Annotated in this window: 20 protein-coding genes; 11 read left to right on the top strand and 9 right to left on the bottom strand. The window is 55.3% G+C overall.

Annotation, left to right across the window (positions count from 1 at the left end; genetic code table 11):
* Window positions 1–65: 65 nt before the first annotated feature.
* The 3 genes from holA to leuS form a co-directional block, all read right to left on the bottom strand.
* Window positions 66–1,073 carry a DNA polymerase III subunit delta gene (gene holA, locus ACUHMQ_RS05085; RefSeq protein WP_445294363.1) on the bottom strand — a complete coding sequence of 336 codons (1,008 nt, stop codon included), beginning with the start codon at window positions 1,071–1,073 and terminating at the stop codon, window positions 66–68.
* Window positions 1,074–1,589, bottom strand: a complete 516-nt coding sequence (locus ACUHMQ_RS05080; RefSeq protein WP_445294362.1) for an LPS-assembly lipoprotein LptE — start codon at window positions 1,587–1,589, stop codon at window positions 1,074–1,076. It lies immediately after the preceding gene.
* 98 nt (window positions 1,590–1,687) lie between these two features.
* Window positions 1,688–4,306: a leucine--tRNA ligase gene (gene leuS / locus ACUHMQ_RS05075; protein ID WP_445294361.1), complete on the bottom strand. Its 2,619-nt coding sequence runs from the start codon at window positions 4,304–4,306 to the stop codon at window positions 1,688–1,690.
* 107 nt (window positions 4,307–4,413) lie between these two features.
* Here leuS and ACUHMQ_RS05070 point away from each other — a divergent pair, with 107 nt between their 5' ends.
* The gene (locus tag ACUHMQ_RS05070; protein WP_445294360.1) at window positions 4,414–5,289 is read left to right on the top strand and encodes a FecR domain-containing protein; all 876 of its coding nucleotides are present in this window, start codon (window positions 4,414–4,416) and stop codon (window positions 5,287–5,289) included.
* A gap of 121 nt (window positions 5,290–5,410) precedes the next feature.
* On the opposite strand, the gene ACUHMQ_RS05065 is transcribed toward ACUHMQ_RS05070, so the two are convergent.
* The 6 genes from ACUHMQ_RS05065 to ACUHMQ_RS05040 all read right to left on the bottom strand — a co-directional run bounded on the left by ACUHMQ_RS05065 (window position 5,411) and on the right by ACUHMQ_RS05040 (window position 11,976).
* Entirely contained in the window at window positions 5,411–6,208 is a 798-nt protein-coding gene (locus ACUHMQ_RS05065; protein WP_445294376.1) for a septal ring lytic transglycosylase RlpA family protein, read from the bottom strand.
* Between the two features lie 182 nt (window positions 6,209–6,390).
* Window positions 6,391–7,488: a rod shape-determining protein RodA gene (rodA, locus tag ACUHMQ_RS05060; RefSeq protein WP_445294359.1), complete on the bottom strand. Its 1,098-nt coding sequence runs from the start codon at window positions 7,486–7,488 to the stop codon at window positions 6,391–6,393.
* A complete protein-coding gene (mrdA, locus tag ACUHMQ_RS05055) occupies window positions 7,478–9,439 on the bottom strand; it encodes a penicillin-binding protein 2 (protein ID WP_445294358.1) in 1,962 nt (653 codons plus the stop codon). The genes rodA and mrdA overlap by 11 nt, the downstream gene beginning before the upstream one ends.
* A complete protein-coding gene (gene mreD / locus ACUHMQ_RS05050) occupies window positions 9,436–9,948 on the bottom strand; it encodes a rod shape-determining protein MreD (protein WP_445294357.1) in 513 nt (170 codons plus the stop codon). The genes mrdA and mreD overlap by 4 nt, the downstream gene beginning before the upstream one ends.
* Window positions 9,948–10,841: a rod shape-determining protein MreC gene (gene mreC / locus ACUHMQ_RS05045; RefSeq protein WP_445294356.1), complete on the bottom strand. Its 894-nt coding sequence runs from the start codon at window positions 10,839–10,841 to the stop codon at window positions 9,948–9,950. The genes mreD and mreC overlap by 1 nt, the downstream gene beginning before the upstream one ends.
* Window positions 10,842–10,932: 91 nt before the next feature.
* Window positions 10,933–11,976: a rod shape-determining protein gene (locus tag ACUHMQ_RS05040; protein WP_099405014.1), complete on the bottom strand. Its 1,044-nt coding sequence runs from the start codon at window positions 11,974–11,976 to the stop codon at window positions 10,933–10,935.
* Window positions 11,977–12,323: 347 nt separating this feature from the next.
* On the opposite strand from ACUHMQ_RS05040, the gene gatC reads away from it, so the two are divergent.
* The 10 genes from gatC to speD all read left to right on the top strand — a co-directional run bounded on the left by gatC (window position 12,324) and on the right by speD (window position 22,531).
* Window positions 12,324–12,611, top strand: coding sequence for an Asp-tRNA(Asn)/Glu-tRNA(Gln) amidotransferase subunit GatC (gene gatC, locus ACUHMQ_RS05035; RefSeq protein WP_445294355.1), 288 nt, complete (start codon window positions 12,324–12,326; stop codon window positions 12,609–12,611).
* A complete protein-coding gene (gene lpcA / locus ACUHMQ_RS05030; RefSeq protein ID WP_445294354.1) occupies window positions 12,608–13,201 on the top strand; it encodes a D-sedoheptulose 7-phosphate isomerase in 594 nt (197 codons plus the stop codon). The genes gatC and lpcA overlap by 4 nt, the downstream gene beginning before the upstream one ends.
* Window positions 13,198–14,646: an Asp-tRNA(Asn)/Glu-tRNA(Gln) amidotransferase subunit GatA gene (gatA, locus tag ACUHMQ_RS05025; protein WP_445294353.1), complete on the top strand. Its 1,449-nt coding sequence runs from the start codon at window positions 13,198–13,200 to the stop codon at window positions 14,644–14,646. The genes lpcA and gatA overlap by 4 nt, the downstream gene beginning before the upstream one ends.
* Before the next feature lie 49 nt (window positions 14,647–14,695).
* Window positions 14,696–16,123 carry an Asp-tRNA(Asn)/Glu-tRNA(Gln) amidotransferase subunit GatB gene (gatB, locus tag ACUHMQ_RS05020; RefSeq protein ID WP_445294352.1) on the top strand — a complete coding sequence of 476 codons (1,428 nt, stop codon included), beginning with the start codon at window positions 14,696–14,698 and terminating at the stop codon, window positions 16,121–16,123.
* A 3-nt stretch (window positions 16,124–16,126) separates the two neighbouring features.
* Window positions 16,127–16,663, top strand: a complete 537-nt coding sequence (locus ACUHMQ_RS05015) for a GNAT family N-acetyltransferase (protein ID WP_445294351.1) — start codon at window positions 16,127–16,129, stop codon at window positions 16,661–16,663.
* Between the two features lie 20 nt (window positions 16,664–16,683).
* A complete protein-coding gene (locus ACUHMQ_RS05010; RefSeq protein ID WP_445294350.1) occupies window positions 16,684–18,573 on the top strand; it encodes a DUF4178 domain-containing protein in 1,890 nt (629 codons plus the stop codon).
* 188 nt (window positions 18,574–18,761) lie between these two features.
* Window positions 18,762–18,974, top strand: a complete 213-nt coding sequence (locus tag ACUHMQ_RS05005; protein ID WP_445294349.1) for a DUF350 domain-containing protein — start codon at window positions 18,762–18,764, stop codon at window positions 18,972–18,974.
* Between the two features lie 79 nt (window positions 18,975–19,053).
* On the top strand, window positions 19,054–20,553 hold the full coding sequence (locus ACUHMQ_RS05000; RefSeq protein ID WP_445294348.1) for a polyamine aminopropyltransferase: 1,500 nt from the start codon (window positions 19,054–19,056) through the stop codon (window positions 20,551–20,553).
* On the top strand, window positions 20,532–22,160 hold the full coding sequence (locus tag ACUHMQ_RS04995) for an NAD(P)-binding protein (RefSeq protein WP_445294347.1): 1,629 nt from the start codon (window positions 20,532–20,534) through the stop codon (window positions 22,158–22,160). The genes ACUHMQ_RS05000 and ACUHMQ_RS04995 overlap by 22 nt, the downstream gene beginning before the upstream one ends.
* The gene (gene speD / locus ACUHMQ_RS04990) at window positions 22,157–22,531 is read left to right on the top strand and encodes an adenosylmethionine decarboxylase (RefSeq protein WP_445294346.1); all 375 of its coding nucleotides are present in this window, start codon (window positions 22,157–22,159) and stop codon (window positions 22,529–22,531) included. The genes ACUHMQ_RS04995 and speD overlap by 4 nt, the downstream gene beginning before the upstream one ends.
* Window positions 22,532–22,633 lie beyond the last annotated feature (102 nt).

Below are 22,633 nucleotides of genomic sequence, written 5' to 3'. Positions count from 1 at the left end.
AAATTGTGTACCGCAGCACACGTCCCAAAACATGTGCTGAGGTACATAAATTCAGCCCACCACCGTCACTTCGGCATCAAGCGCATACCCAGCTTTAGCAGCTCCTCCCAAACATCTCCAGTACCCACGCCCTTTGCGATTCTGTCGACTTCCGCTGCGTGCGCCAAGGCGGCCTTCAACTGGCTTGCCTTGAGTCTATCGATTGCTGCTGGATAGCGCTTCTGCTTATCGCCCCAGACGCGATTTTCACGGTACAACTGCTGCAAATTACCACCCTGGGAGCGACCCACCCCTACCTTGAGCAGCGCCCGCACCTCGTCCGCCATCGCCCATAAAACCAGTGTTGGCGCTTCACCTTCGCCTTTCAAGCCATCGAGCATTCGCGACAGCCTGGAAGCATCACCCGCTACCAATGCTTCGCCCAAACCCCAGACATCGTAACGGGCTACATCGGCCACCACCGCCTGCAAATCGTCGAGGCTCAATTCTCCAGCAGGATGCAACAACGCCAGCTTGTCGATTTCCTGTTTGGCAGCCAGCAGATTACCCTCCACTCTGGCAACCAGGTAGTCCATCGCCTCGGCGCTCAAGCGTTGCTGCTGACGGGCCAGCCGCTCAGCAATCCAAAGCGGCAACTCATTACGGCTTATCGTCGGGCATGCAACCGTAGCGCCAACTTCCTCCAATGCCTGAAACCACTTGCTCGAGAGCTGCGGTTTCTCCAGTTTGGGAAGTTGCAGCAGCAATACGTTATCGGCTGGCGCACTGGTCGCGTAAACCTGTAATGCCTCGCCGCCTTCTACACCGGGTTTGCCGTTGGGCACACGCAGCTCAATCAGCTTCTGCTCAGAAAACAGAGAAATCGCCTGACCCGAAGCTGTCAGCTCCATCCATTTGAAACCGGGTTCAACGGTCAGTACCTGCCGCTCGCCATAACCTTGCTGGTATGCAGCATCACGTATGGCCTGGGTCGCTTCCAAAACAACCAGCGCTTCTTCGCCATGCACTACATAAATAGGCAGTAAACGGCCCTTGGCCAGATGTGCGCTAAGTTCGCTAGGGCGCAGTTGCATTTACTTACCCGGTATCAATGTGGCAGGTGCCGGTTGAGGTTTAAGGGCAGCCAAACGGCGGATAATCTGCTGCACGGCATCGATATGCATATCCCGCAACAGTGCCTTTTCCTCGGCCGCCTTACCTAACAGATTACTTTCATCAAACGAATAATCACGCCGCAATATCAGCTCAGTTGGCTTGATCCATTCACTGCCACCTTGTTCAAGCTTGAAATTCGCCCGATAGACCAACTGGTATTCCACCACCCGGCCGGAGGTGTTCACCGTCAGAATCTGCTTTTGTATCGACTCATCCATCACCGTCAACACCGCCTCGGCACTGGTCGCCGGAACAAGCTGCAGATCCGGCCGCAATGACAGCTGCCGTTGCAATACCTCTCCCACCCCGGTTACCGGTGCTTGCACATACAAAGTGGCAAAGGGCAGCGGCCGGCTTTCGTCCAGCCCTCGCAAATGGAAACCGCAGGCGGACAGAAAACAGACAAGGCCGAGTAAAAGCAGGTGAGGACGCATTAATAAATCAGCTCAATGAATTAAATATGATCAAGAGTCGGCAACCACTGCTACACAACTGGCGAAAAACCTACAGCAAGCTCTTCGCCAAACAACCATCACACCACCAGATTCACCAATCTACCAGGAACCACGATCACCTTCTTCGGGGTCTGGCCTTCAAGAAACTTCTGCACATTAACATTGGCCAATGCAAAAGCTTCGATCGCTGCACGGTCAGCTGCTGCAGGCACTGCGATTTCACCACGCAGCTTACCGTTTACCTGAACCACCAGTGTGATCTCGTCCTGTTTCAGAGCATCTTCGGCTGGTACTGGCCATGCACAATCGATAATCTCACCCGCATACCCGCATTCATTCCACAGCACATGGGCGATGTGCGGACTGACCGGGTAAAGCGCACGCAACAGGATACCCAAACCTTCGCGCACTACGGCCGGCGCGTTGCCTTTGAAGCCTTCCAATGCATTCAGAAGCTTCATACAACCTGATACGACAGTGTTGTACTGCAAGCGTTCGTAATCAGTATTGATTTGTTTAAGCGTGCTATGCATCTCGAACCGCAGCACTTTGGCGTCCTTATCCAATTCGCCAATCTCACCAGCTGTGCGGATAACTTCGGCCTGCTTATGGCCAAATGCCCAGAGCCTACGCAGATAACGGTAAGCCCCCTCGACGCCGGTATCACTCCAGGCAGCACTTTGCTCAGGTGGTCCCGCGAACATAGTGAACAGTCTGGCAGTATCCGCACCAAAGCGGGCGATGATGTCCTTTGGCTCCACAACGTTGTTCTTGGACTTGGACATCTTCTCGATGCCACCCATCTCAACTGGTTGACCATCTGCCTTCAGGTTGGCAGCAATTGGTCGGCCCTTGTCGTCGTGCTGGACTTCGACTTCGTTCGGGTAGAACCAAATCTTCTTCTGGCCGGAAGGATCAGCCGGGTCCTTACGGTAGAACGACTCGTTCAACAACATACCCTGGGTAAACAACGCCTTGAATGGCTCGTCGATTTTGACAAGACCAAGATCACGCATCGCCTTGGTCCAGAAACGGGCATACAAGAGATGCAACACAGCATGCTCAATACCACCGATGTACTGGTCCATGCCGCCAGTCATCCAGTAATCATGGCGTTCGTCCACCATGGTGTTGGCATCCGGGCAGGTATACCGCATGAAATACCAGCTGGAATCCACGAAGGTATCCATCGTGTCTGTTTCACGCTGCGCAGGTTTGCCACACTTCGGGCAGTCCACATTCAGGAAATCGGCCCGGTGCTTAAGCGGGTTGCCTGATCCATCCGGCACACAATCGGTGGGTAACACCACCGGCAGATCTTCATACGGTACCGTTACATCGCCACAGCATTCGCAATGAATAATGGGGATAGGCGTACCCCAGTAACGTTGGCGCGAGATACCCCAATCACGCAGACGCCATGTAGTCTTCTTCTCACCAATCTGTTTGGCAACCAAGTCGCCCGCCACTGCATCGACAGCAGCCTTACAGGCCAAACCGTCGTACTTGCCTGAATTGACAGTAACGCCACGAGTCTTGTCGCTATACCACTCAGCCCATGCCTTGCTATCGAAGGACTCACCTTCCACGGCAACCACTTGCTTGATGGCTATACCGTACTGATTGGCAAAGGCGAAATCGCGCTCATCGTGTGCAGGCACGCCCATCACCGCACCGTCACCGTAACTCATCAACACATAGTTGCCGATCCAGACCTCGACCTGCGCCCCGGTTAACGGATGTGTGACGAACAGGCCGGTCGACTTACCTTTCTTTTCCTGCGTAGCAATTTCAGCTTCCGAAACGCCACCCTTCTTACATTCTTCGATGAAGTCGACCAACTCGGGCTTCAGTTCTGCAGCACGGGTCGCCAAAGGGTGTTCGGCCGCAACGGCGCAGAAAGTAACCCCCATGATGGTGTCCGCACGGGTAGTGAAGACCCACATCTGGCCATCGCCAATCAACTTGCCCTCAGCGTCTTTGACGTCGTGACCGAAAGCGAAGCGAACACCTTCGGACTTGCCGATCCAGTTACGTTGCATGGCACGCACCTGATCGGGCCATCCATCGAGCTTATCGATATCTGCCAGCAATTCCTCTGCGTACTGGGTGATGCCGAAGTAGTAACCAGGGATCTCACGCTTCTCGACAATCGCACCGGAACGCCAACCACGCCCATCTACCACTTGTTCATTGGCCAACACGGTCTGGTCGATCGGGTCCCAATTCACTACCTGGGTCTTCTTGTAGGCAATGCCTTTTTCCAGCATCTTGAGGAACAACCATTGATTCCACTTGTAATACGCCGGGTCACAGGTGGCGACTTCGCGCGACCAGTCGAACGCCAAACCCAAAGGCTGCATCTGCGACTTCATATCGTCGATATTGGCGTAGGTCCATGCAGCAGGTGGCTTACCATAGGCAATCGCGGCATTCTCTGCCGGCAAGCCGAAAGCATCCCAGCCCATCGGCATCAGCACATTGAAACCCTTCATGCGCAGATGGCGGGCCAACATGTCGTTGATGGTGTAGTTACGTACATGGCCCATGTGCAACTTGCCCGAAGGGTAGGGCAACATGGAACATGCGTAGAACTTGGGCTTGTTCTTGTCTTCGACAACTCGGTAAGCATCGCGCGCCTGCCAGTGTTGCTGGGCAGCCGCTTCAACCTCGGACGGGCGGTAGTGTTCTTGCATGTGAGCTATCCTGAAGCACTTGCCGCCGGCGGTGTCCGTGGCGGCCGAAAAAATAAAGCGTCGATTATAACCGAGCGATCTTACTCGCACTGCTTCAGGAACTGTCCATGCCTTCTCGCTTGTTGAGTGCTGTGCTTGCTGGTCTGCTTAGCCTTTCTGCTCTGGCAACGCCAACCTCGGTCAGCGCAGTCAATATGCCCGCATGGCTCGAACGTGATGGCCAAAAAAAGCCGTTACTCCCGGGCATGACGTTGCAAAGCGAAGACATCATCCATACCGGCCGTGGTGCACGCGTATTGCTCAAGCTGCCTGAAGGCAGCCAGGTGAAGCTCGGCGAGGAAGCCGTATTCCGGATGGATAACCTGAATCTATCCGATGGCCGTACCACACCCTTTACCGGCGTATTGAATGTACTCAAAGGCGCTTTCCGTTTTACCACCGGCCTTTTGGGCAAGCCACGCAAACGGGAAGTGGATGTTCGCATAGCCACCATCACGGCGGGTATTCGCGGTACCGATATCTGGGGTAAAGCTGATGCGGAAAAAGATGTTATCTGCCTGCTCGAAGGCAGTACCAGTGTGCGGCGCGACGGGGAGTCTGCGGTACACACACTCGACCAACCTTTGGATTTTTTTATCGCGCCTAAGGGCAAGCCTTCACTACCCGTTGCCAAAGTAGATGCCGTCAAACTGCAAAATGAATGGCAACCACAGACCGAACCACAACAGGGAAAGGGATTGGCCAGCGCTGAAGGCAAATGGCGGTTGGTCATCGCCAATGTCGCCAATCAGGATGAAGCACTGGATTGGTACGACACGCTACAGGACGCAGGCTTTGCTGCCAAGATTCGACCGCTGGCCGGAAACCGCTACAGAGTCAGCATCGAGCAACTCGCAACCGAGGCAGATGCCCACGCGCTGGGCGAGCAACTAAAAACGGAATTTAGCGCGCCGAGTATCAGTGTCATGCCGATGGGCAGTTAGAACCTGCTTAAGATCTTGCTGCGCAGCCGTGATCAGGGCTCATGTGCTGCTCGCTACAGATCGTAAACAGATTCTAAAAAACTCTTTGGCGTTATCGTGCGTAAACGCCTTAGCCAGTGGTCTACCTCACCACCACCGGGCGGAAATCGGCTTGCTGGGCGATACGGTCGACCATCGCCTGAGCTTCACCTTTATCCGGATAAGGCCCGACTCTCACCCGCCATACGCCGTTGCCTTGCTCCAGTACCGGCTCCTTTTCCAACCAGCTCAGTGTATCGACAACCTTGCTGCGGAAACTTTCTGCAGCGGTTTGGCTGCCGAATGCGCCAAGCTGTACCCAGCGTTGGAAACCGTTTTGCTCCACTGCTGCCTCACCGGGTGGTTGAATAGCCAATGTCTCCACACTGCTAGGGAACACTTCACTCGGCTTACCAGCCTCTGCCTCGACCGTACTGACCATCACCTGTTCCGGCACGGGTGGTTCGCTCGGCTCCCCAGGTTGCAGGCTTTGTACCCGTACTTTCGCATTACCCGAATTGTGGTAACCAATCCGATATGCCGCTGCGTAGGAAAGATCAATTACCCGTCCCTTGTGGAAAGGACCACGATCATTGATACGAACCACAACTGATTTGCCGTTTACGAGATTGGTAACGCGGGCATAACTGGGGATGGGAAGAACCGGGTGGGCTGCGGTGAGCTGGAACATATCGTAGGGCTCGCCACTGGAAGTACGCTTCCCATGGAATTTCCTGCCATACCAGGACGCACCTCCCTCCTGGCTGAAGTTGCCAAAACCCAGCAAAGGCGTATAGGTCTTGCCCAGCACTTTATAGGGGCGGTTAGCATACCGGTGCAACGGTTCCGCCTGGACCGTCGGTTCAGCCAGCAGGTCCAGATCGTAAGGCACCGCCAGAATCGGGCCATCATCCTTGTAATACCCACCGAATTCCTTGGGAATCTGTTCAGGTTTGGCTGGTGGCAGATTATGCGTATTTGCTGGCCTGGAACCCGTACCTGCCGGCACACTACCGGGCGGTAGCCGGCTGGCGCAACCTGCCAGCAGGACCAGCAGCAATAACAATAAATAACGGTAAGTACTCAATTCTTCATCAACTTTCGGTCACGCTGAATGGCCATCAGCATACCGAAACCGATCAGAATGGACAGCATCGCTGTCCCCCCATAACTGACCAACGGTAAAGGCACCCCCACGACGGGAAGAATGCCCGACACCATGCCCATATTCACCATGGCATAGGTAAAGAAGGACAACGTCAACGCCCCCGCCAACAAGCGCCCAAACACGCTGGATGCATTGTTGGCAATGATCAGACCCCGGCCAATGACACACAGAAACAAGATCAATAAAACGATATTGCCCAGCATGCCAAACTCTTCGCTGTAGACCGCGAAGATAAAGTCGGTAGTCCGCTCCGGAATGAAGTCGAGATGCGTCTGGGTACCGCTCAACCATCCCTTGCCCAACACACCGCCCGAGCCAATCGCAATCATGCCCTGGATGGTGTGGTAGCCCTTTCCAAGCGGGTCAGTCATCGGGTCGAGCAAGGTCATCACCCGCTGGCGCTGGTATTCATGCATATGCGACCAGATCACAGGGACGCTGCATAGAAAAGTAACCAGCATGCCTGCCATTACCCGCCAGGATAGCCCCGCGAAGAACAAGACATAAAAGCCCGCCGCCGCTATCAATAAAGCGGTACCAAGATCCGGCTGCTTAAGCACCAGCGCCATAGGGACTGCTATCAACAACGCCGCCACACCAAAGTGCTTGAAGCGCAGATTCGTCTCATGCCGCTCGAAGTACCAGGCCAGCATCATTGGCACCGCCAGCTTCATCAGCTCAGACGGCTGTATGCGCGCCACACCAATATCCAACCAACGACGTGCACCGTTGGTGATATCGCCAAAAACCGCTACCCCGACCAACAGCACCAGACCGAATATATAGATAGGTGGCGCGAGAGACATCAGCTTCTGGGGCTTCAGGTTTGCGACCAGCCACATTGCAAGCAACGCAACCCCTACCGAAACCAATTTGCTGGTGACTTTGGCAACGCTCTCATTTGAAGCCGAATAAATCGTCGCAAGGCTGACGCTGATCAACATCAACGAAAACAACATCAGCCACGGATCGATAGGCTGCACAATGCGTTGAGCAAGACGCTTAATCCACATGACGATGTCTCGCGATAGGAAAACCGGTTGCCGAATCTGTGCTGGACTCAACCTCTTCGCCCGGGCTTGATTCAAGTTTGGTTGCAGCTTGTGCCGGGCGCTTACCCTGCAGGTAATAATCGAATGCTGTCCGCGCAATCGGCGCCGCAGCTTTCCCCCCAAAACCGCCATTTTCCACAATCATCGCCAACGCGATCTTGGGCTTATCGGCGGGGGCAAAGGCAATAAACAAGGCATGGTCTCGCAGATCGGCCCGAATGCTATGGGCGTTATATTTTCCGCCCTTGAGGTTATAAACCTGTGCCGTACCAGTCTTACCACCCGATGTATATTGTGCTCCACTAAAGGCGGGAGCACCTGTACCCGCCCGGTTGGTATCCACCATGGCACGCTTGACCACTTCGATGTTGTCGGTCTTATAGGGCAAGCGTTGACGCGGCTGCGGCTCAACCTCACGCCGCTCTCCATTGACGCTGTTTTCGATGAAACGAACCAGGTGAGGGCGATACTGCACACCATCGTTCACCAATGTGGCAGTGGCTTGCGCCAGCTGCATGATGGTGTAGCTGTTGTAGCCCTGACCGATACCGATGGAAACAGTATCGCCAGCCAACCAACGCTTTTGTTCCTTGCGCTTGAAGTAACGCCGCTTCCATTCCTGCGAAGGCAGGATGCCATCTTTCTCGTTGGGTAGATCCACCCCGGTCTTATGGCCGAAACCCAGCGGCCCCATAAAGCCAGAGATCAGATCGATACCCATGTCATTGGCCAACCGGTAGTAATAGGTGTCGCAACTGACAATGATGGACTTCACCAAGTCCACATATCCGTGGCCGCCTACCTTGTCATCGCGCCAACGGTGGTTACCCAGCGTGAAAAAACCAGGGTCGAGAAACGCATCAGACGGCCGCCGTTTGCCGGTCTCCAACGCAGCCAATGCCATGAAGGGCTTGAAGGTCGAGCCCGGTGGATAGGTTCCCTGAATGGCCCGATTATTCAGCGGCCTCGAAGCCGATTCATTCAATTCGCGCCACGATAGCGGATCGATGCCATCCACAAACAAATTGGGATCGAACCCTGGGCGTGACACCATGGCCAGGATGCCGCCCGTTGTCGGCTCAATTGCCACCAGCGCGCCTTTATGATCACCAAAAGCCTGTTCGATTATCTGCTGCAGTTTGATATCAACCGTCAGGATCAGGTTATCTCCGGCGACCGGTGGACTGCGATGCAGGCTGCGAATCGCCCGGCTGCCTGAATCAACCTCCACCTGCTCATAACCCGTCTTGCCATGCAGTTCCGACTCGTAGCTCTGTTCGAGACCGAACTTGCCCATATGGTCGGTACCTTTGTATTCACCGGTACGCTCCTGCTCAGCCAGTGTCTTCAGGTCTTGATCATTGATCCGGCCGATATACCCAACCAAGTGTGATGCAGACTCGCCCATCGGATATTGGCGGAACAACCGCGCCTTGATTTCCACCCCCGGAAACCGATAGGCGTTGGCGGCAAAGCGCGCAACTTCTTCATCTGTCAGCCGGGTCTTGATCGGCAGCGATTCGAAATCCTTGCTTTCATCCAACAAGCGCTTGAAACGGCGTCGGTCTTTGGGGGTGATTTCCACCAAATTCGCGAGGGCATCCACAACATCATTCAAACCCCCATCTAACTTGGAAGGGGTGATTTCCAATGTGTAAGCGGAAAAGTTGTGGGCAAGCACAACGCCATTGCGGTCCGAAATAATGCCGCGCGAAGGCGGAATCGGCACCAAGGAAATCCGGTTGGACTCCGCCAGCGTGTGGTACTTGTCGTATTGCAGTACCTGTAGAAAAACAAAACGGCTCAGAAGGAGCCCGAAGCCGATCAGGACAAGGGTGATCGCCACCAGCAAACGCAGCTGAAAACTATAGCGTTCGCCATGGTGGTCTCGAAGAATGGTGCGACGGCTCATGACTGGATTTCGGCCCGCTTCTCAGTGCGCTGCTGCATCTGCAGCAACTGACTCAGCAAAGGCCAGCAAACTGCACCGGTCAACGCCCCAATAAAAATGAACCAGCCAGGGAATGCACTACCGGTCAGCATCCGCACCACCAGCATGATCAGCTGATTGGCAAACAGCAGCGGACCGATATACAGCGCCTGCTGCCAAAGCGGAAACATGCCCAGCTGCCGATGTCGGGCCAATACAAACCAGGCGGTCAGGCAGTAAGCAATGCCATGCTGGCCGAATACATTACCGTCTGCGATATCCAACACGATACCCAGCCAGAACGCCCACCCGATGCCAACCCGGCGGGATTGATACATACACCAGTAAAACAGCACCAGGGCGACCGCATCAGGCAAGATAGCCCGTACGGTCGGCCCCCAGGGAATCAGCGCCGTGGTCAACGCCACGACGATGGTGAACAAGATAAAGCCCAGCGATACCGGCTTGAGCAATTGACGCGAGACAGGCATCAGTCCGCCTTTCTTTTCTTGGCTGGCGTGGTAACCGGCTCTGGTCTTGCTGGTCGGGACCGGGTCTCATTCAAGATCAACATGAACCGATGCTTGTCGACGTCTGCCGCAGGCTCGCAGCTGATACGGGCAAATGCAGAACCCGCGTTACGGTCCACCCGCGTCACCTTTGCCACTGGCAAGCCAGCCGGGTAGGTGCCATCAATCCCGGACGTCACCAGCAGGTCGTCATTACGGATATCACCATTTACCGGCATGAAGCGGACTTCCAACGGGTTTTCGGGACCTGAGCCATACACGACTGCCCGAAGGCCATTACGCACCACCTGCACTGGTACTGGCTGATTCTTGTGGGTTATCAGGGTGATTTCGGCTGTCAACGGCTGAACCCGGGTGATCTGGCCAACTACACCCAAGGGGTCGATCACCACCTGGCCTGCCTTGACCTGATCTTGCTCACCACGGTCCACCACCAGCTTGGCAGTGTACGGGTCCCGATCGTTGTAGAGCACCTCGGCCAACACACCGCGCCCACCTTGCATGTCGCGGGTAATCAATAATTGGCGCAGCTGGATATTCTCCTGCTGCAACGCCTGCATGCGAAGCAGCTGGGCATTTGCCAATAAACGCTCATCCTGCAGACGCCGATTCTCCTGCTGCAGCGCCGTCTGGGTAACGAAGTAATTACTGACCTGATGCGCAACCGATACCGGCGCAGTCGCCAGCCATTGCAGCGGATAGAGCGCGACGGAGACTACCTCACGAGCAGGTTGCAGAATTTGCCATCGGACATCGACCAACAACAATGCCAGCGAAAGGCTGGCGTAAATCAGCAAACGACTGAATGGCTTGGGGCCTTGCTTAAAGAAGGCTGGCTGGATCGTAGATTGCATGGCGGCGGCAGTATGCGGCGCAAGGCATAAGGGGTGAGGGTGAAGCGCTGTACCGCCTCATGCCTCACCCCCCAAGTCTCACACAGTGAGATCAATCGTTTGTGAAGATGGAACCGACTTTGTCCATTTTCTCCAGCGCCCGGCCTGAACCACGCACCACACAGGTGAGGGGGTCATCAGCCACAATCACCGGCAGACCGGTTTCTTCCATCAAGAGGCGGTCCAGATCACGCAACAGCGCACCACCACCAGTCAGCACCATGCCTTTGTCGGCAATGTCCGCACCCAGTTCAGGCGGGGTTTGCTCCAGCGCCTGTTTTACGGCCGAGACGATCTGGTTCAAAGGTTCTGTCAACGCTTCGAGGATTTCGTTCGAGGAAATCGTGAACGAACGTGGAATACCCTCGGCCAGATTACGCCCCTTCACTTCCATCTCGCGCACTTCAGCGCCCGGAAAGGCGGAACCGATGCGCTTCTTGATTTCCTCGGCAGTTGTCTCCCCAATCAACATGCCGTAGTTACGACGGATGTAATTGATGATGGCTTCGTCGAACTTATCACCGCCCACACGCACACTGTTGGCATAAACGATACCGCCAAGCGAAATCACACCCACTTCTGTCGTACCGCCACCGATGTCGACCACCATGGAGCCCGTAGCTTCCTCAACCGGCAAACCAGCACCAATCGCTGCGGCCATAGGTTCTTCGATCAGTTCGACCTTGCGCGCACCCGCGCCCAAGGCTGACTCCTTGATAGCACGGCGCTCCACCTGGGTAGAACCGCAAGGCACACAGATGACGATACGCGGGGAAGGGGAGAACAGGCGGGAAGGATTTACCTTCTTGATGAACTGCTTGAGCATCTGCTCGGTGATTGTGAAGTCGGCAATCACACCATCCTTCATCGGGCGGATGGCGGTAATGCTGCCCGGTGTACGGCCAAGCATCTTTTTCGCTTCCGCGCCTACGGCAAGAATGGTCTTCTTGGCGGAGGGGCCGCCTTCCTGCTGAATGGCAACAACAGAAGGCTCATCGAGCACAATACCCTTACCTGACACAAAAATCAGCGTATTGGCTGTGCCCAGGTCGATGGCCAGGTCGTTGGAAAAATAGCCGCTCAGAGATCCGATCATTGGTAAACCTTGTCCTGTATTTTGATTGACGCAGCCGCGTAACCAGGGGTGTGGTGCGTACCCCTACGGCCGCCAGTTATTCGGAGATGCGCCGTCATGCATGGGTTTTCTAGTTTTACCTTGGGAGTCAACGCCTTGCGTTCCTGGCAAGCCAGTCGCGCGTTTCCCCAAGGCTTGGGCGCAATAAACGCGGTATGTTACCCTAAAGCACTGAAACGGAATAAGACTCCGCGTATTAAAAATCTGTCTCCACCAGTCCGTCCGGTATACACGCTTCCAAGTAATCCGACCTTGAAAGCGACCTGCTCAGACTAGCTCGTTAGAATTAAGTTTTGGAAGGGTTATTCATGTCCCTCAACGACGCCGATGTGCGCCGCATTGCCCGTTTGGCCCGCCTGCGGGTATCCGACGAGGAAGTCACCGAAGTGGGCCGCCAGCTGAATGGCATCCTTGGCCTGATCGAAAAACTGCAAGCGATCGACACAGAGGGCGTCGAGCCGATGAGCCACGCCCGCGATGTGGCGTTGCGTCTGCGCGACGATGAAGCAACAGCGCCGAATATCCGCGACAAGTTCCAAGCCATCGCGCCGGCAGTGGAAAACGGCCTCTACCTGGTCCCGAAGGTAATCGAATGAGCCGCGCCGCGCATATTCAGGCGACGCTACGCGAGAGTCATGCGCTGCTCGAGCGGGTATTGAATGATGCCGAGTTCATTAGCTCGGTGGAAAAAGCGGCCGACACTCTAGTCGCCGCGTTCAAAGCAGGCCGCAAGGTGATTTCGGCCGGCAACGGTGGTTCGCATTGCGATGCCATGCATTTTGCCGAAGAGCTGACCGGCCGCTACCGCGATAACCGCCCTGCCATGGGTGCCATTGCCGTATCCGACCCCTCGCACCTCAGTTGCGTCGGCAATGATTATGGTTTCGAGTTTGTCTTCTCCCGTTTTATCGAAGGCGTAGGGCAGGCAGGTGACGTATTTGTCGGGATCAGCACCAGTGGTAATTCAAAGAACATTCTGCGCGGCGTAGAAGCTGCGCGTGCCCGTGGCATGCAGGTCATTCTGTTGCTGGGCAAAGATGGTGGCCAGCTGAAAGGCCAAGGCGACGTGGAAATCACCGTGCCGCATTTTGGCTATGCCGACCGCATCCAGGAAATCCATATCAAGGTTATCCACATCCTGATCGACTTGGTCGAACGTGGGATGGAATACGTAGAAAAGCCATGACTCATACCCTGAAACAAGCTGCCGATTTGCTCGCAACAGGCAAGACCTCTGCCACCGAGCTGGCCACCGATTACCTGGGCAAGATTACAGCCGCCAATGGTGCATTGAATGCCTTCCTCACCATCGACCGCAGCAAGACACTGGCAATGGCCAAAGCGGCCGATGATGCACGCGCCAAAGGCCAGGCCGGCCCGTTGACTGGCGTCCCCATCGCACATAAAGACATTTTCTGTGCTGAAGGCTGGAAGACCACCTGTGGCTCGAAGATACTTGAGAATTTCGTCTCGCCTTACGATGCCCATGTCATCGCCCAATGCAGTGCTGCTGGCCTCGTTACCCTGGGCCGCACCAATATGGACGAATTCGCCATGGGCTCGAGTAACGAGAACTCAGCCTTTGGCCCGGTGAAAAACCCTTGGGACCTGAACGCTGTACCTGGTGGCAGCTCGGGTGGCTCCGCTGCTGCCGTGGCTGCACGTCTTACTCCCGCCGCTACTGCAACCGATACAGGCGGCTCTATTCGCCAACCGGCCGCCTTCTGTGGTGTAACGGGCCTCAAGCCTACCTACGGCATAGTCAGCCGTTACGGCATGGTGGCTTATGCCTCCAGCCTGGACCAGGGCGGCCCCATAGCTCAGACCGCTGAAGACTGCGCATTATTGCTCAACGTCATGGCTGGCCACGATGTACGCGACTCGACCAGTCTGGAACTGGCAAAGGAAGATTACACACGCGACTTGAACCAGCCGCTAAAAGGACTGCGCATCGGCCTGCCCAAGGAATATTTTGGCGCTGGCTTGGCTGGTGATGTTGCTGCCAGCATCGAAGCTGCAATTGCTGAGTACAAAAAGCTTGGCGCAGAAATCGTCGAGATCAGCCTGCCGCGAACCGAGTTGGCTATTCCGTCCTATTACGTCATCGCCCCAGCCGAAGCTTCAAGCAACCTGAGTCGGTTCGATGGCGTACGCTATGGCCACCGCGCTGCCGAATACAGCGACCTGAACGATATGTACGAGCGTTCACGCGCAGAAGGATTCGGTTGGGAAACCAAACGCCGCATACTGACTGGCACCTATGTGCTAAGCCATGGCTATTACGATGCCTACTACCTGAAGGCACAGAAGGTGCGCCGCCTGCTGACCGAGGATTTCCTCAAGGGCTTTGGCCAGTGCGACGTGATTGCCGCGCCAGCTGCCCCCACCGTTGCCTGGAATATCGGCGAGAAGAGCAACGACCCAGTCGCCAATTATCTGGCCGATATCTACACCTTGGGCGTCAACCTCGCGGGCTTGCCTGCATTGGCGCACCCCATCGGTTTTGGCAGCAATGGCCGGCCGGTTGGCCTGCAGCTGATTGGCAATTACTTTGCCGAGGCGAAACTGCTGAACGCAGCCCACCAGTTCCAGCAGGTTACCGACTGGCATACAAAAGCACCGACACTGTAAAAGCGGTTGAAACACCACGGTTCAACCGCTTTTAAAAAGGACAGACACAATGCAATGGGAAGTTGTCATCGGGCTGGAAGTGCATACCCAGCTCTCAACCCAATCGAAAATCTTCTCGTCCGCCAGCACAGCATTTGGCGCAGAACCCAATACTCAGACAGCAGTAGTCGATATCGCACTGCCTGGTGCGCTGCCAGTAATGAACAAGGCTGCGGTGGAGAAAGCCATCCAGTTCGGGCTGGCCATCGGCAGCAAGATCAACCGCAAGTCGGTATTCGCCCGTAAGAATTACTTCTACCCGGATTTACCCAAGGGCTACCAGATCAGCCAGTTCGAACTGCCTGTGGTTGAAGGGGGTGCCATAACCATACGTGTGGGCGACGAGGAAAAACGCGTCAACCTCACGCGGGCCCATTTGGAAGAAGACGCCGGTAAGTCGGTTCATGAAGATTTCCACGGTATGAGTGGCATCGACCTGAACCGGGCAGGGACGCCGTTACTGGAGATCGTGTCCGAACCCGAAATGCGTTCAGCCGCAGAAGCCGTGGCTTATGCCAAGGCATTGCACAGCATCGTCACCTGGATCGGTATCTGCGACGGCAATATGCAGGAGGGTTCCTTCCGCTGCGACGTCAACGTGTCGGTACGGCCAAAAGGCCAGAAGGAATTCGGTACCCGACGCGAAATCAAGAACCTGAACAGTTTCAAGTTCATAGAGCAGGCGATCAAGTACGAAATCCAGTGGCAAATCGAGCAGATTGAAGACGGTAAGAAAATTCAACAGGCCACCGTATTGTTCGACCCAGAGACTGGCGAAACCCGCATGATGCGCAGCAAGGAAGACGCGCACGACTATCGATATTTCCCCGACCCTGATCTGCCACCACTCGTCATTGGCGAGGACTGGATCGAACGCATCAAGTCCGAACTGCCGGAACTGCCAAAAGCCATGCAGGCACGTTTTCAGTCGCAATACGGTTTGTCGGTATACGACTCGGTAACGCTGACTGCCGGCAAAGATCTGGCCGCCTACTTCGAAGCCACTGTTGCAGCTGGTGCCGATGCGAAGCTGGCAAGCAACTGGATTACCGGTGAAGTCGCCGCCACGCTCAACCGTGAAGAAAAGGTCATCAGCGAGACCCCGGTTTCGGCCGAAGCTCTTGCCCAACTCATCAAGCGGGTGATGGACAGCACCATCAACAACAAGACTGCCAAGGATGTGCTGAAAAAGATGTGGGAATCGGGCGATGCCGCCGATACCATTATCGAGCGCGATGGCCTCAAGCAGGAAAGCGATGCCGGCGCAGTCGAAGCTATCATCGACGGTGTACTGGCCGCCAACCAGGCCATGGTGGATGAGTACAAGTCGGGCAAGGAGAAAGCCTTCAATGCACTCGTCGGCCAATGCATGAAAGCCAGCAAAGGTAAGGCCAACCCTGCCCAGGTCAACGAAATCCTGAAACGCAAACTCGGTTGAACCATGGGTGAAATCCAATTTCGCCCTGCCACACCGGAAGACGCCGATAATTTATCGGCGTTTTTCTTTTCCGTTTTCACCGAGCCCAATGCCTGGATTCCACTAACCGAGACCGAATGCCCTGATGGGGTGGTCGTGGCCAAACAATTAACCACCAGTGCCGCAGAGAACAATAGCTATTGGATACTGGCCTATGCCGGTGAACACATTGTGGGTAGCTGTAAGCTTCGAGGCGGGCAGCTCGAGGCAAATCGACATATCGTCACACTCGATCTGCATGTTGCAGCTAGTCTGCGTGGACAAGGGGTAGGTCGCCGACTTTTACAAACCGCCATGGATTGGGTACGAGCGCATCCCTTCGTGAACCGTATCGAACTAGAGTGCTTTGCCGCCAACGTTGCGGCCAACGCTCTCTATACTTCCTCAGGATTCTTCACCGAAGGGCATCGAAAAGCCCGATACCACCTGCGTGGAATGCTGCACGATACGTTGTATATGAGTTGGCTTGCCTCTCCAACTGCTTGTGATAGTCTGCCATGAATTATTGATATTCTATCGTCATGTACGCCGCTCCTTGCCCTTCTTGTGGTGCCCAGGTTGAATTCCATTCCGCCGCTTCTGTGATGGCGGTATGTGGCCATTGCCGCAGTACACTGATACGGCGTGATGTGGACCTGGATAACCTGGGCAAGATGGCCGTGCTGGCCGAGGACCGCAGCCCATTCAAAATGCGCTGGCGAGGTCGCTATGGCAATGTCAGGTTCGAATTGATTGGCCGCTTGCAGCTTCGCTATGCCGACGGCTTCTGGAATGAGTGGTATGCCCGATTCGACGATGGGCGGCTTGGGTGGCTTTCGGAAGGCTCCGGGCTTTGTTACGTCACCTTTGAGCAGGCACTAAAGACCACACTCCCCCCAGTCGATGACTTCAAAGTGGGGATGCAGGCAAAACTGGATGGTCAAGCTTTTACCGTCACCAATATCGAAAAAGCGGAATGTGTGGCTATCGAGGGTGAGCTGCCATTTCAGGCCAAGCCTGGTTACATAGCGCCCTCAGTAGACCTGCGTTCGGAAAAGGGCTTTGCCAGCCTTGATTACAGCGAGACACCCCCCAGAGCCTACATTGGGGAAGCGCTGGAGCTGGCTGATCTGCTCGACAAGGCAGCGCCCAATGAACTTGTTAAACCAAAGCGGGTTGCCGCTCGCAACTTCAAGTGCACCAGCTGCGGCGCACCACTTACTGCACGCAATGGCGAAATACATGCTGTGGGTTGCCATCACTGCGGTGCAGTCATCGACCCAGACAGCCCTGAGCTGAAGATTCTTAGTAAGGCCCGTGCAGCACTTGAAGCCCCGCTGATACCCATCGGCGCTACCGGCAAGTTGCGTGGCAAGACTTACGCGGTACTAGGTTTTCTGCGGCGCAGTACGCGCGTCGAAAACATCAACTATCCCTGGGATGAGTATCTGCTGCACAGCGATGAGGCCGGCTATGCCTGGCTCACGTGTAGCGATGGTCACTGGAACTTCGCCCGCCCAGTCACCCGCCAGCCCGAAATTGGCAGGGACAATGCACATTTGACATACATGCGGCGCACCTATAACCGCTTCCAAGGCTACGAAGCTGAAACCCTGCAGGTGGTGGGCGAATTCAACTGGAAGGTGAAGGTAGATGACAAAGTCGAAGTGTGTGACTTTATCGCGCCACCTTATCTGCTTTCCGCTGAACAGAATGAATCCGAACTAACCTGGACTTTTGCCGAATATATCCAGCCCGACGAGATCAGTACTGCATTCAAACCTTCCAAGCCATTGCCAGAACTCAACGGCATAGCACCCAACCAACCGTCACCTTATGGTGATAACCGCCTGTATTACATGGCGATGGCCGTATTCGTGATTATCGCCATCGTATTGCAGATGGGTTTTGCAATGGCCGCGCGCAGCAAAATCATCTGGCAGGATGAGTTCGCCATCAATACCGCAACCAATGACACTAACAAGGCGACTTACACCAGCCAGCCTTTCCAGATACCAGCAGGAAATAGTAACTTGGTCATTCGTCAATCCAGCAACCTGGACAATCGTTGGTTCTATGCCGACCTTGCACTCACCAACACGAAAACAGGTGAAACTATTCGGCTTGGCCGGGAGGTCAGCTACTACCATGGCGTGGACAGTGATGGCAGCTGGTCTGAAGGCAGCAACGGAGACGAAGCCTTGCTAAACGATGTGCCCGGTGGCGAGTATCTACTGGAAATGGAGATAGAAGCGGACCCTCAGCCACAGTCCTTGGTTAATCGCGTGCAGTTGGTACAGGACGTACCTGTCTGGTCCAATTTCTGGATATTGCTGATCTTTATTCTGGTCATTCCTCTTTTCTGCTGGCTACGGTCCCGCAACTTCGAAGTCAAACGCTGGGCTGACAGCGACCATCCAAGAGGCGAATGATGTTCAAGACCTATATAGTCAGCTGCGTGCTTGCCTCTCTACTGTTCAGCTGGAGCCAATTTCGCGGCCACTCTTTGTTTGCCGATGGCGGGGAACGGGAAGGCCGTAGCAGTAGTAACAGTGGTGTGAGCACCGGTAGCGGCCGTATCTATCACAAATAGCTTAATCCAATGCGGAGTCTGAAAAATATGGAAATGCTCAAACTCGATTTTCTCGTGGCCTCGTTGGTCTACTCCCTGCTAGGAGTAATCGTTTTCTGGGTGAGTTTCATCATCCTCGACAAACTGACCCCTTACGACCTTTGGAAGAACATCATCGAGGAACGCAACCAAGCCCTGGCTACGGTCGTCGCTGCCATGTGCCTTGGTATCGCACTTGTCGTCGCCTCTGCAATCCATTAGGCACGTTCAAGGTCAATCATCCTTCGGCGCGTATCGACTGCAGGCAGGCCTGCGGCGTTCTCCTGCTTGTATCGCCTACATGCCCCATATTCTTCTATTTTCGGTTTTTGTTGTTGCTGCCTGTGGCCTTGCTTACGAGTTGGTTGCTGCGGCCCTCTCAAGCTATCTGATCGGTGATTCGGTCACCCAGTTCTCCACAGTCATTGGCGTCTATCTGTTTGCCATGGGAGTAGGCTCATGGTTATCGCGCCATGTACACAATAATCTGGCTGCCACTTTTATCCGTGTGGAACTGGCTGTCGGTTTGATCGGCGGATTTTCAGCCGCCATGCTGTTCTGGGCGTTTGCCTGGATCAGCGGCCCGTTCCTTCTGGTGCTCTATCTGCTGGTATTCATCATCGGCACCATGGTCGGCTTGGAGATTCCGCTGGTCATGCGGCTTTTGGAACCCAAACTGCAATTCAAGGAATTGGTGAGTCAGGTACTTAGTGTGGATTACCTTGGCGCACTCGCGGTGTCACTGTTATTTCCACTGTGGCTAGCGCCTAAATTGGGCATGGTGCGTACAGCCTTGCTGTTCGGCCTCTTGAATGCTGGCGTTGCCTTGTGGACATTGTGGCTGTTCCGTACCAAACTCAACCAACGCAAGCTGCTCTGGGCGCAAGGTGGCATCGTGTTGTTACTTCTGGCTGGCGGCTTTGCCGGTGCAGAGCGGCTGAGCAGCATCGCAGAAAACGCCTTGTACGAAGACCATATCGTGCTGACCGAAAGCACTCCTTACCAACGTATTGTCCTCACCCGATGGAAAGACGACTGGCGACTGTTTCTGAACAACAACCTGCAGTTTTCCTCGCGCGATGAATACCGTTACCACGAAGCACTGGTTCACCCCGGCCTTGCCGCCATGCCCTGGGCGCGCCGTGTGCTGGTACTGGGTGGTGGCGATGGCATGGCGGTACGCGAGATTCTCAAGTACCCGCAAGTCCAGCAAATCACCCTGGTTGAACTCGATCCAGCCATGCCGCAGCTGTTCCAGACCCATCCAGCCCTGCGCAAGCTGAATGGGGATGCACTGAACTCCAAACGGCTGCGCATTGTCACCACCGATGCGTTCAAATGGTTGCAGGAAACGGAAGAGCGCTTCGATTTCGTGGTGGTTGATTTCCCAGACCCCAGCAATTACGCCGTTGGCAAGCTCTACACCAATACCTTCTACCGCCTGCTGGAGCGTAGCCTCAACGTTCGTGGCCGCGCTGTCATCCAGACCACATCACCACTTTACGCACGCCAATCTTATTGGACTGTGGTCAACACCGTAGAAAGCGTGGGACTACACACTCAGCCCTATCACACGTTGGTACCCAGCTTTGGCGAGTGGGGCTATGTACTGGTCGGACGCGAACCTTATACACCGCCCACCACGCTGCCTGCGGGCTTACGTTTTCTGACCCCCACCACAGTAAGCCATCTATTCGATTTCCCCGCCGATATGGCGAGAGTACCAACGGATATCAATCGCTTGAACAACCAAGTGTTGGTACGGACGTTCGAGCAGGAATGGAAGCGGGTACAACGTTGAAACGGCGTACTTTCCTCGCCGCAGCCGGCAGTCTGGGGCTCTTGGCTTGCAAGCAACAGCCAGCCGACCCCATTCCTCCGGGCCAGTTACTCGGCCCCAACTTGAAGCTTGGCCATCATCTGCGAGACCGAAAGCCACTACCTGCCGCCACAGAAACCCGCTGTGTCGGTGCGCTTGTTGTCGGCGCGGGTATGGCGGGTCTTAGTTGCGGCTGGTGGTTGCAGCGGCACGGCGAAGAAAACTTCACTGTATTGGAGCTGGAAGATGAAGCCGGCGGCAATGCCCGCTCCGGCCGAAACAGGGTGTCGGCCTATCCATGGGGAGCACACTACCTGCCTATTCCAGGCGAGGATGCTACCGAAATACGTTTGCTACTCGCCGAGTTGGGTGCACTGCGTGGCGACCCAGCAGCACCGAAACCCGAATACGAAGAACGCTACCTGTGTAACAGCCCACAGGAGCGACTGTATATCAATGGCCGCTGGCAGGAGGGGTTGCTACCCCAATTTGGTGTTTCCACCGCAGAGCAAACCCAACAGCAACGTTTCATCGCCCAAGTATCTGGCTTGAAAGCCGAACGGGGCATAAATGGTGCCCGTCGCTTCACCATACCTAGCGCACGTGGCTGCACCATCCCGACTGACGAAGCCCGCATCAGCATGCGTGACTGGCTGTTAGCCAACGCCTATACCGCCCCAAGCCTTCATTGGTGGGTGAACTATGGTTGCCGCGATGACTTCGGCACAGACTATACCCAGACTTCTGCTTGGGCAGGTTTGCACTATTTCGCCGGCCGACACGGAGAAGCCGCCAATGCCGAGCCCGATGAAGTGCTGACCTGGCCGGAAGGTAATGCGTGGATAACTCAGCGGATGGCGCAGCAGCTTGGTCCACATCTACAAACCGGTGCTCTGGTATGGCATATTGAAGAGCTGGCGAATGGACTGGCTGTGGATGCCTACCTTCCACAGGAACAACGCAGCGTGCGCTATCTGGCGGATAGATTAGTCTGGGCAGGGCAATTGGGCTTCTTACCGCACATCTGGCCAGAGCTACCTACTGATTGGCGCGGCGCAATCAGCCAGATCAGCTATGCCCCGTGGATCGTGGCCAACCTCACGCTGCCGCAACAACCCAGCGAGCCTAGCGGGCAACATGCGCCACTGAGTTGGGATAACGTGCTTTACCAAGCCCAAGGACTGGGTTATGTCCATGCCCGCCATCAGAATATCAGCCTGAATACGCACGCAACCGTCATCAGCTATTATCGGCCGCTATCGGAATACCGCCCAGCGACTGCCCGCTCGGCTTTACAGCAACAACCACGTGAATTCTGGGGGCGACAGATTCTGGCCGACCTGGGTCGCGTTCACCCTGAAATTGCCCGCGAGTGCCTGCAACTCGACGTTTGGCGTTGGGGGCATGCGATGGTCCGCCCGACACCTGCGTTAATGAGTGGAAATGCGTTGCCAGTACTACGCAAACCCAGTAAGCGAGTAATACTGGCGCACAGTGACCTTTCCGGTTTTTCATTAGCCGAGGAAGCGAACTACTGGGGTGTTTACGCAGCACGCTGGTTGCTGGGCAAACCAGGGGGAAAAACATGAATGGGTTGCATCTCACCGCAGACCTATACGACTGTGCCAACCATACGCTGCTGGTCGACGAGGCAGCGTTAGCGGGGTTGTGCCAAAACGAGGTTGCCAAAGCCGGTCTACAGACAGTGGGCGAGCGCTGGCATTGTTTTCCTTCCCATCCAGATGGCCCAGGCGGCATAACCGGCGTAGTGCTGCTGGCTGAAAGCCACTTGGCCATTCACACCTGGCCAGAGCGTACTGCCGTTACGTTGGACGTCTATGTATGCAACTTTGGCAGAGATAACAGCGAAGCCGCCAAAGCGTTATTGAATGCATTGACGACAGCGTTCGAGCCAGGGCATAAGCATTGCCAGCAGTTGCAGCGAGGGGAGTTAGGTTGAGGTAGAGTCAGGTGTGCGAGAGCGATACGACCTTGAAAACAATATCGCTCGCAAGACTTTGAACAGGTTCTTGGATTATCACACAGGGACATCCAGCACCCA

It is taken from the genome of Chitinimonas violaceus, assembly GCF_052601015.1.
This window is presented reverse-complemented; position numbering and strand designations above follow the sequence as displayed.

Bases quoted from the DNA above. Each gene is read 5' to 3' on its own strand.
- mreD (WP_445294357.1), bottom strand. From the start codon at position 9,948: ATGCCTGTCTCGCGTCAATTGCTCAAGCCGGTATCGCTGGGCTTTATC.
- mrdA (WP_445294358.1), bottom strand. From the start codon at position 9,439: ATGAGCCGTCGCACCATTCTTCGAGACCACCATGGCGAACGCTATAGT.
- leuS (WP_445294361.1), bottom strand. From the start codon at position 4,306: ATGCAAGAACACTACCGCCCGTCCGAGGTTGAAGCGGCTGCCCAGCAA.
- speD (WP_445294346.1), top strand. From the start codon at position 22,157: ATGAATGGGTTGCATCTCACCGCAGACCTATACGACTGTGCCAACCAT.
- ACUHMQ_RS04995 (WP_445294347.1), top strand. From the start codon at position 20,532: ATGGAAGCGGGTACAACGTTGAAACGGCGTACTTTCCTCGCCGCAGCC.
- mreC (WP_445294356.1), bottom strand. From the start codon at position 10,841: ATGCAATCTACGATCCAGCCAGCCTTCTTTAAGCAAGGCCCCAAGCCA.
- gatB (WP_445294352.1), top strand. From the start codon at position 14,696: ATGCAATGGGAAGTTGTCATCGGGCTGGAAGTGCATACCCAGCTCTCA.
- ACUHMQ_RS05015 (WP_445294351.1), top strand. From the start codon at position 16,127: ATGGGTGAAATCCAATTTCGCCCTGCCACACCGGAAGACGCCGATAAT.
- ACUHMQ_RS05070 (WP_445294360.1), top strand. From the start codon at position 4,414: ATGCCTTCTCGCTTGTTGAGTGCTGTGCTTGCTGGTCTGCTTAGCCTT.
- ACUHMQ_RS05040 (WP_099405014.1), bottom strand. From the start codon at position 11,976: ATGATCGGATCTCTGAGCGGCTATTTTTCCAACGACCTGGCCATCGAC.
- gatC (WP_445294355.1), top strand. From the start codon at position 12,324: ATGTCCCTCAACGACGCCGATGTGCGCCGCATTGCCCGTTTGGCCCGC.
- ACUHMQ_RS05005 (WP_445294349.1), top strand. From the start codon at position 18,762: ATGGAAATGCTCAAACTCGATTTTCTCGTGGCCTCGTTGGTCTACTCC.
- lpcA (WP_445294354.1), top strand. From the start codon at position 12,608: ATGAGCCGCGCCGCGCATATTCAGGCGACGCTACGCGAGAGTCATGCG.
- ACUHMQ_RS05080 (WP_445294362.1), bottom strand. From the start codon at position 1,589: ATGCGTCCTCACCTGCTTTTACTCGGCCTTGTCTGTTTTCTGTCCGCC.
- rodA (WP_445294359.1), bottom strand. From the start codon at position 7,488: ATGTGGATTAAGCGTCTTGCTCAACGCATTGTGCAGCCTATCGATCCG.
- ACUHMQ_RS05010 (WP_445294350.1), top strand. From the start codon at position 16,684: ATGTACGCCGCTCCTTGCCCTTCTTGTGGTGCCCAGGTTGAATTCCAT.
- ACUHMQ_RS05000 (WP_445294348.1), top strand. From the start codon at position 19,054: ATGCCCCATATTCTTCTATTTTCGGTTTTTGTTGTTGCTGCCTGTGGC.
- gatA (WP_445294353.1), top strand. From the start codon at position 13,198: ATGACTCATACCCTGAAACAAGCTGCCGATTTGCTCGCAACAGGCAAG.
- holA (WP_445294363.1), bottom strand. From the start codon at position 1,073: ATGCAACTGCGCCCTAGCGAACTTAGCGCACATCTGGCCAAGGGCCGT.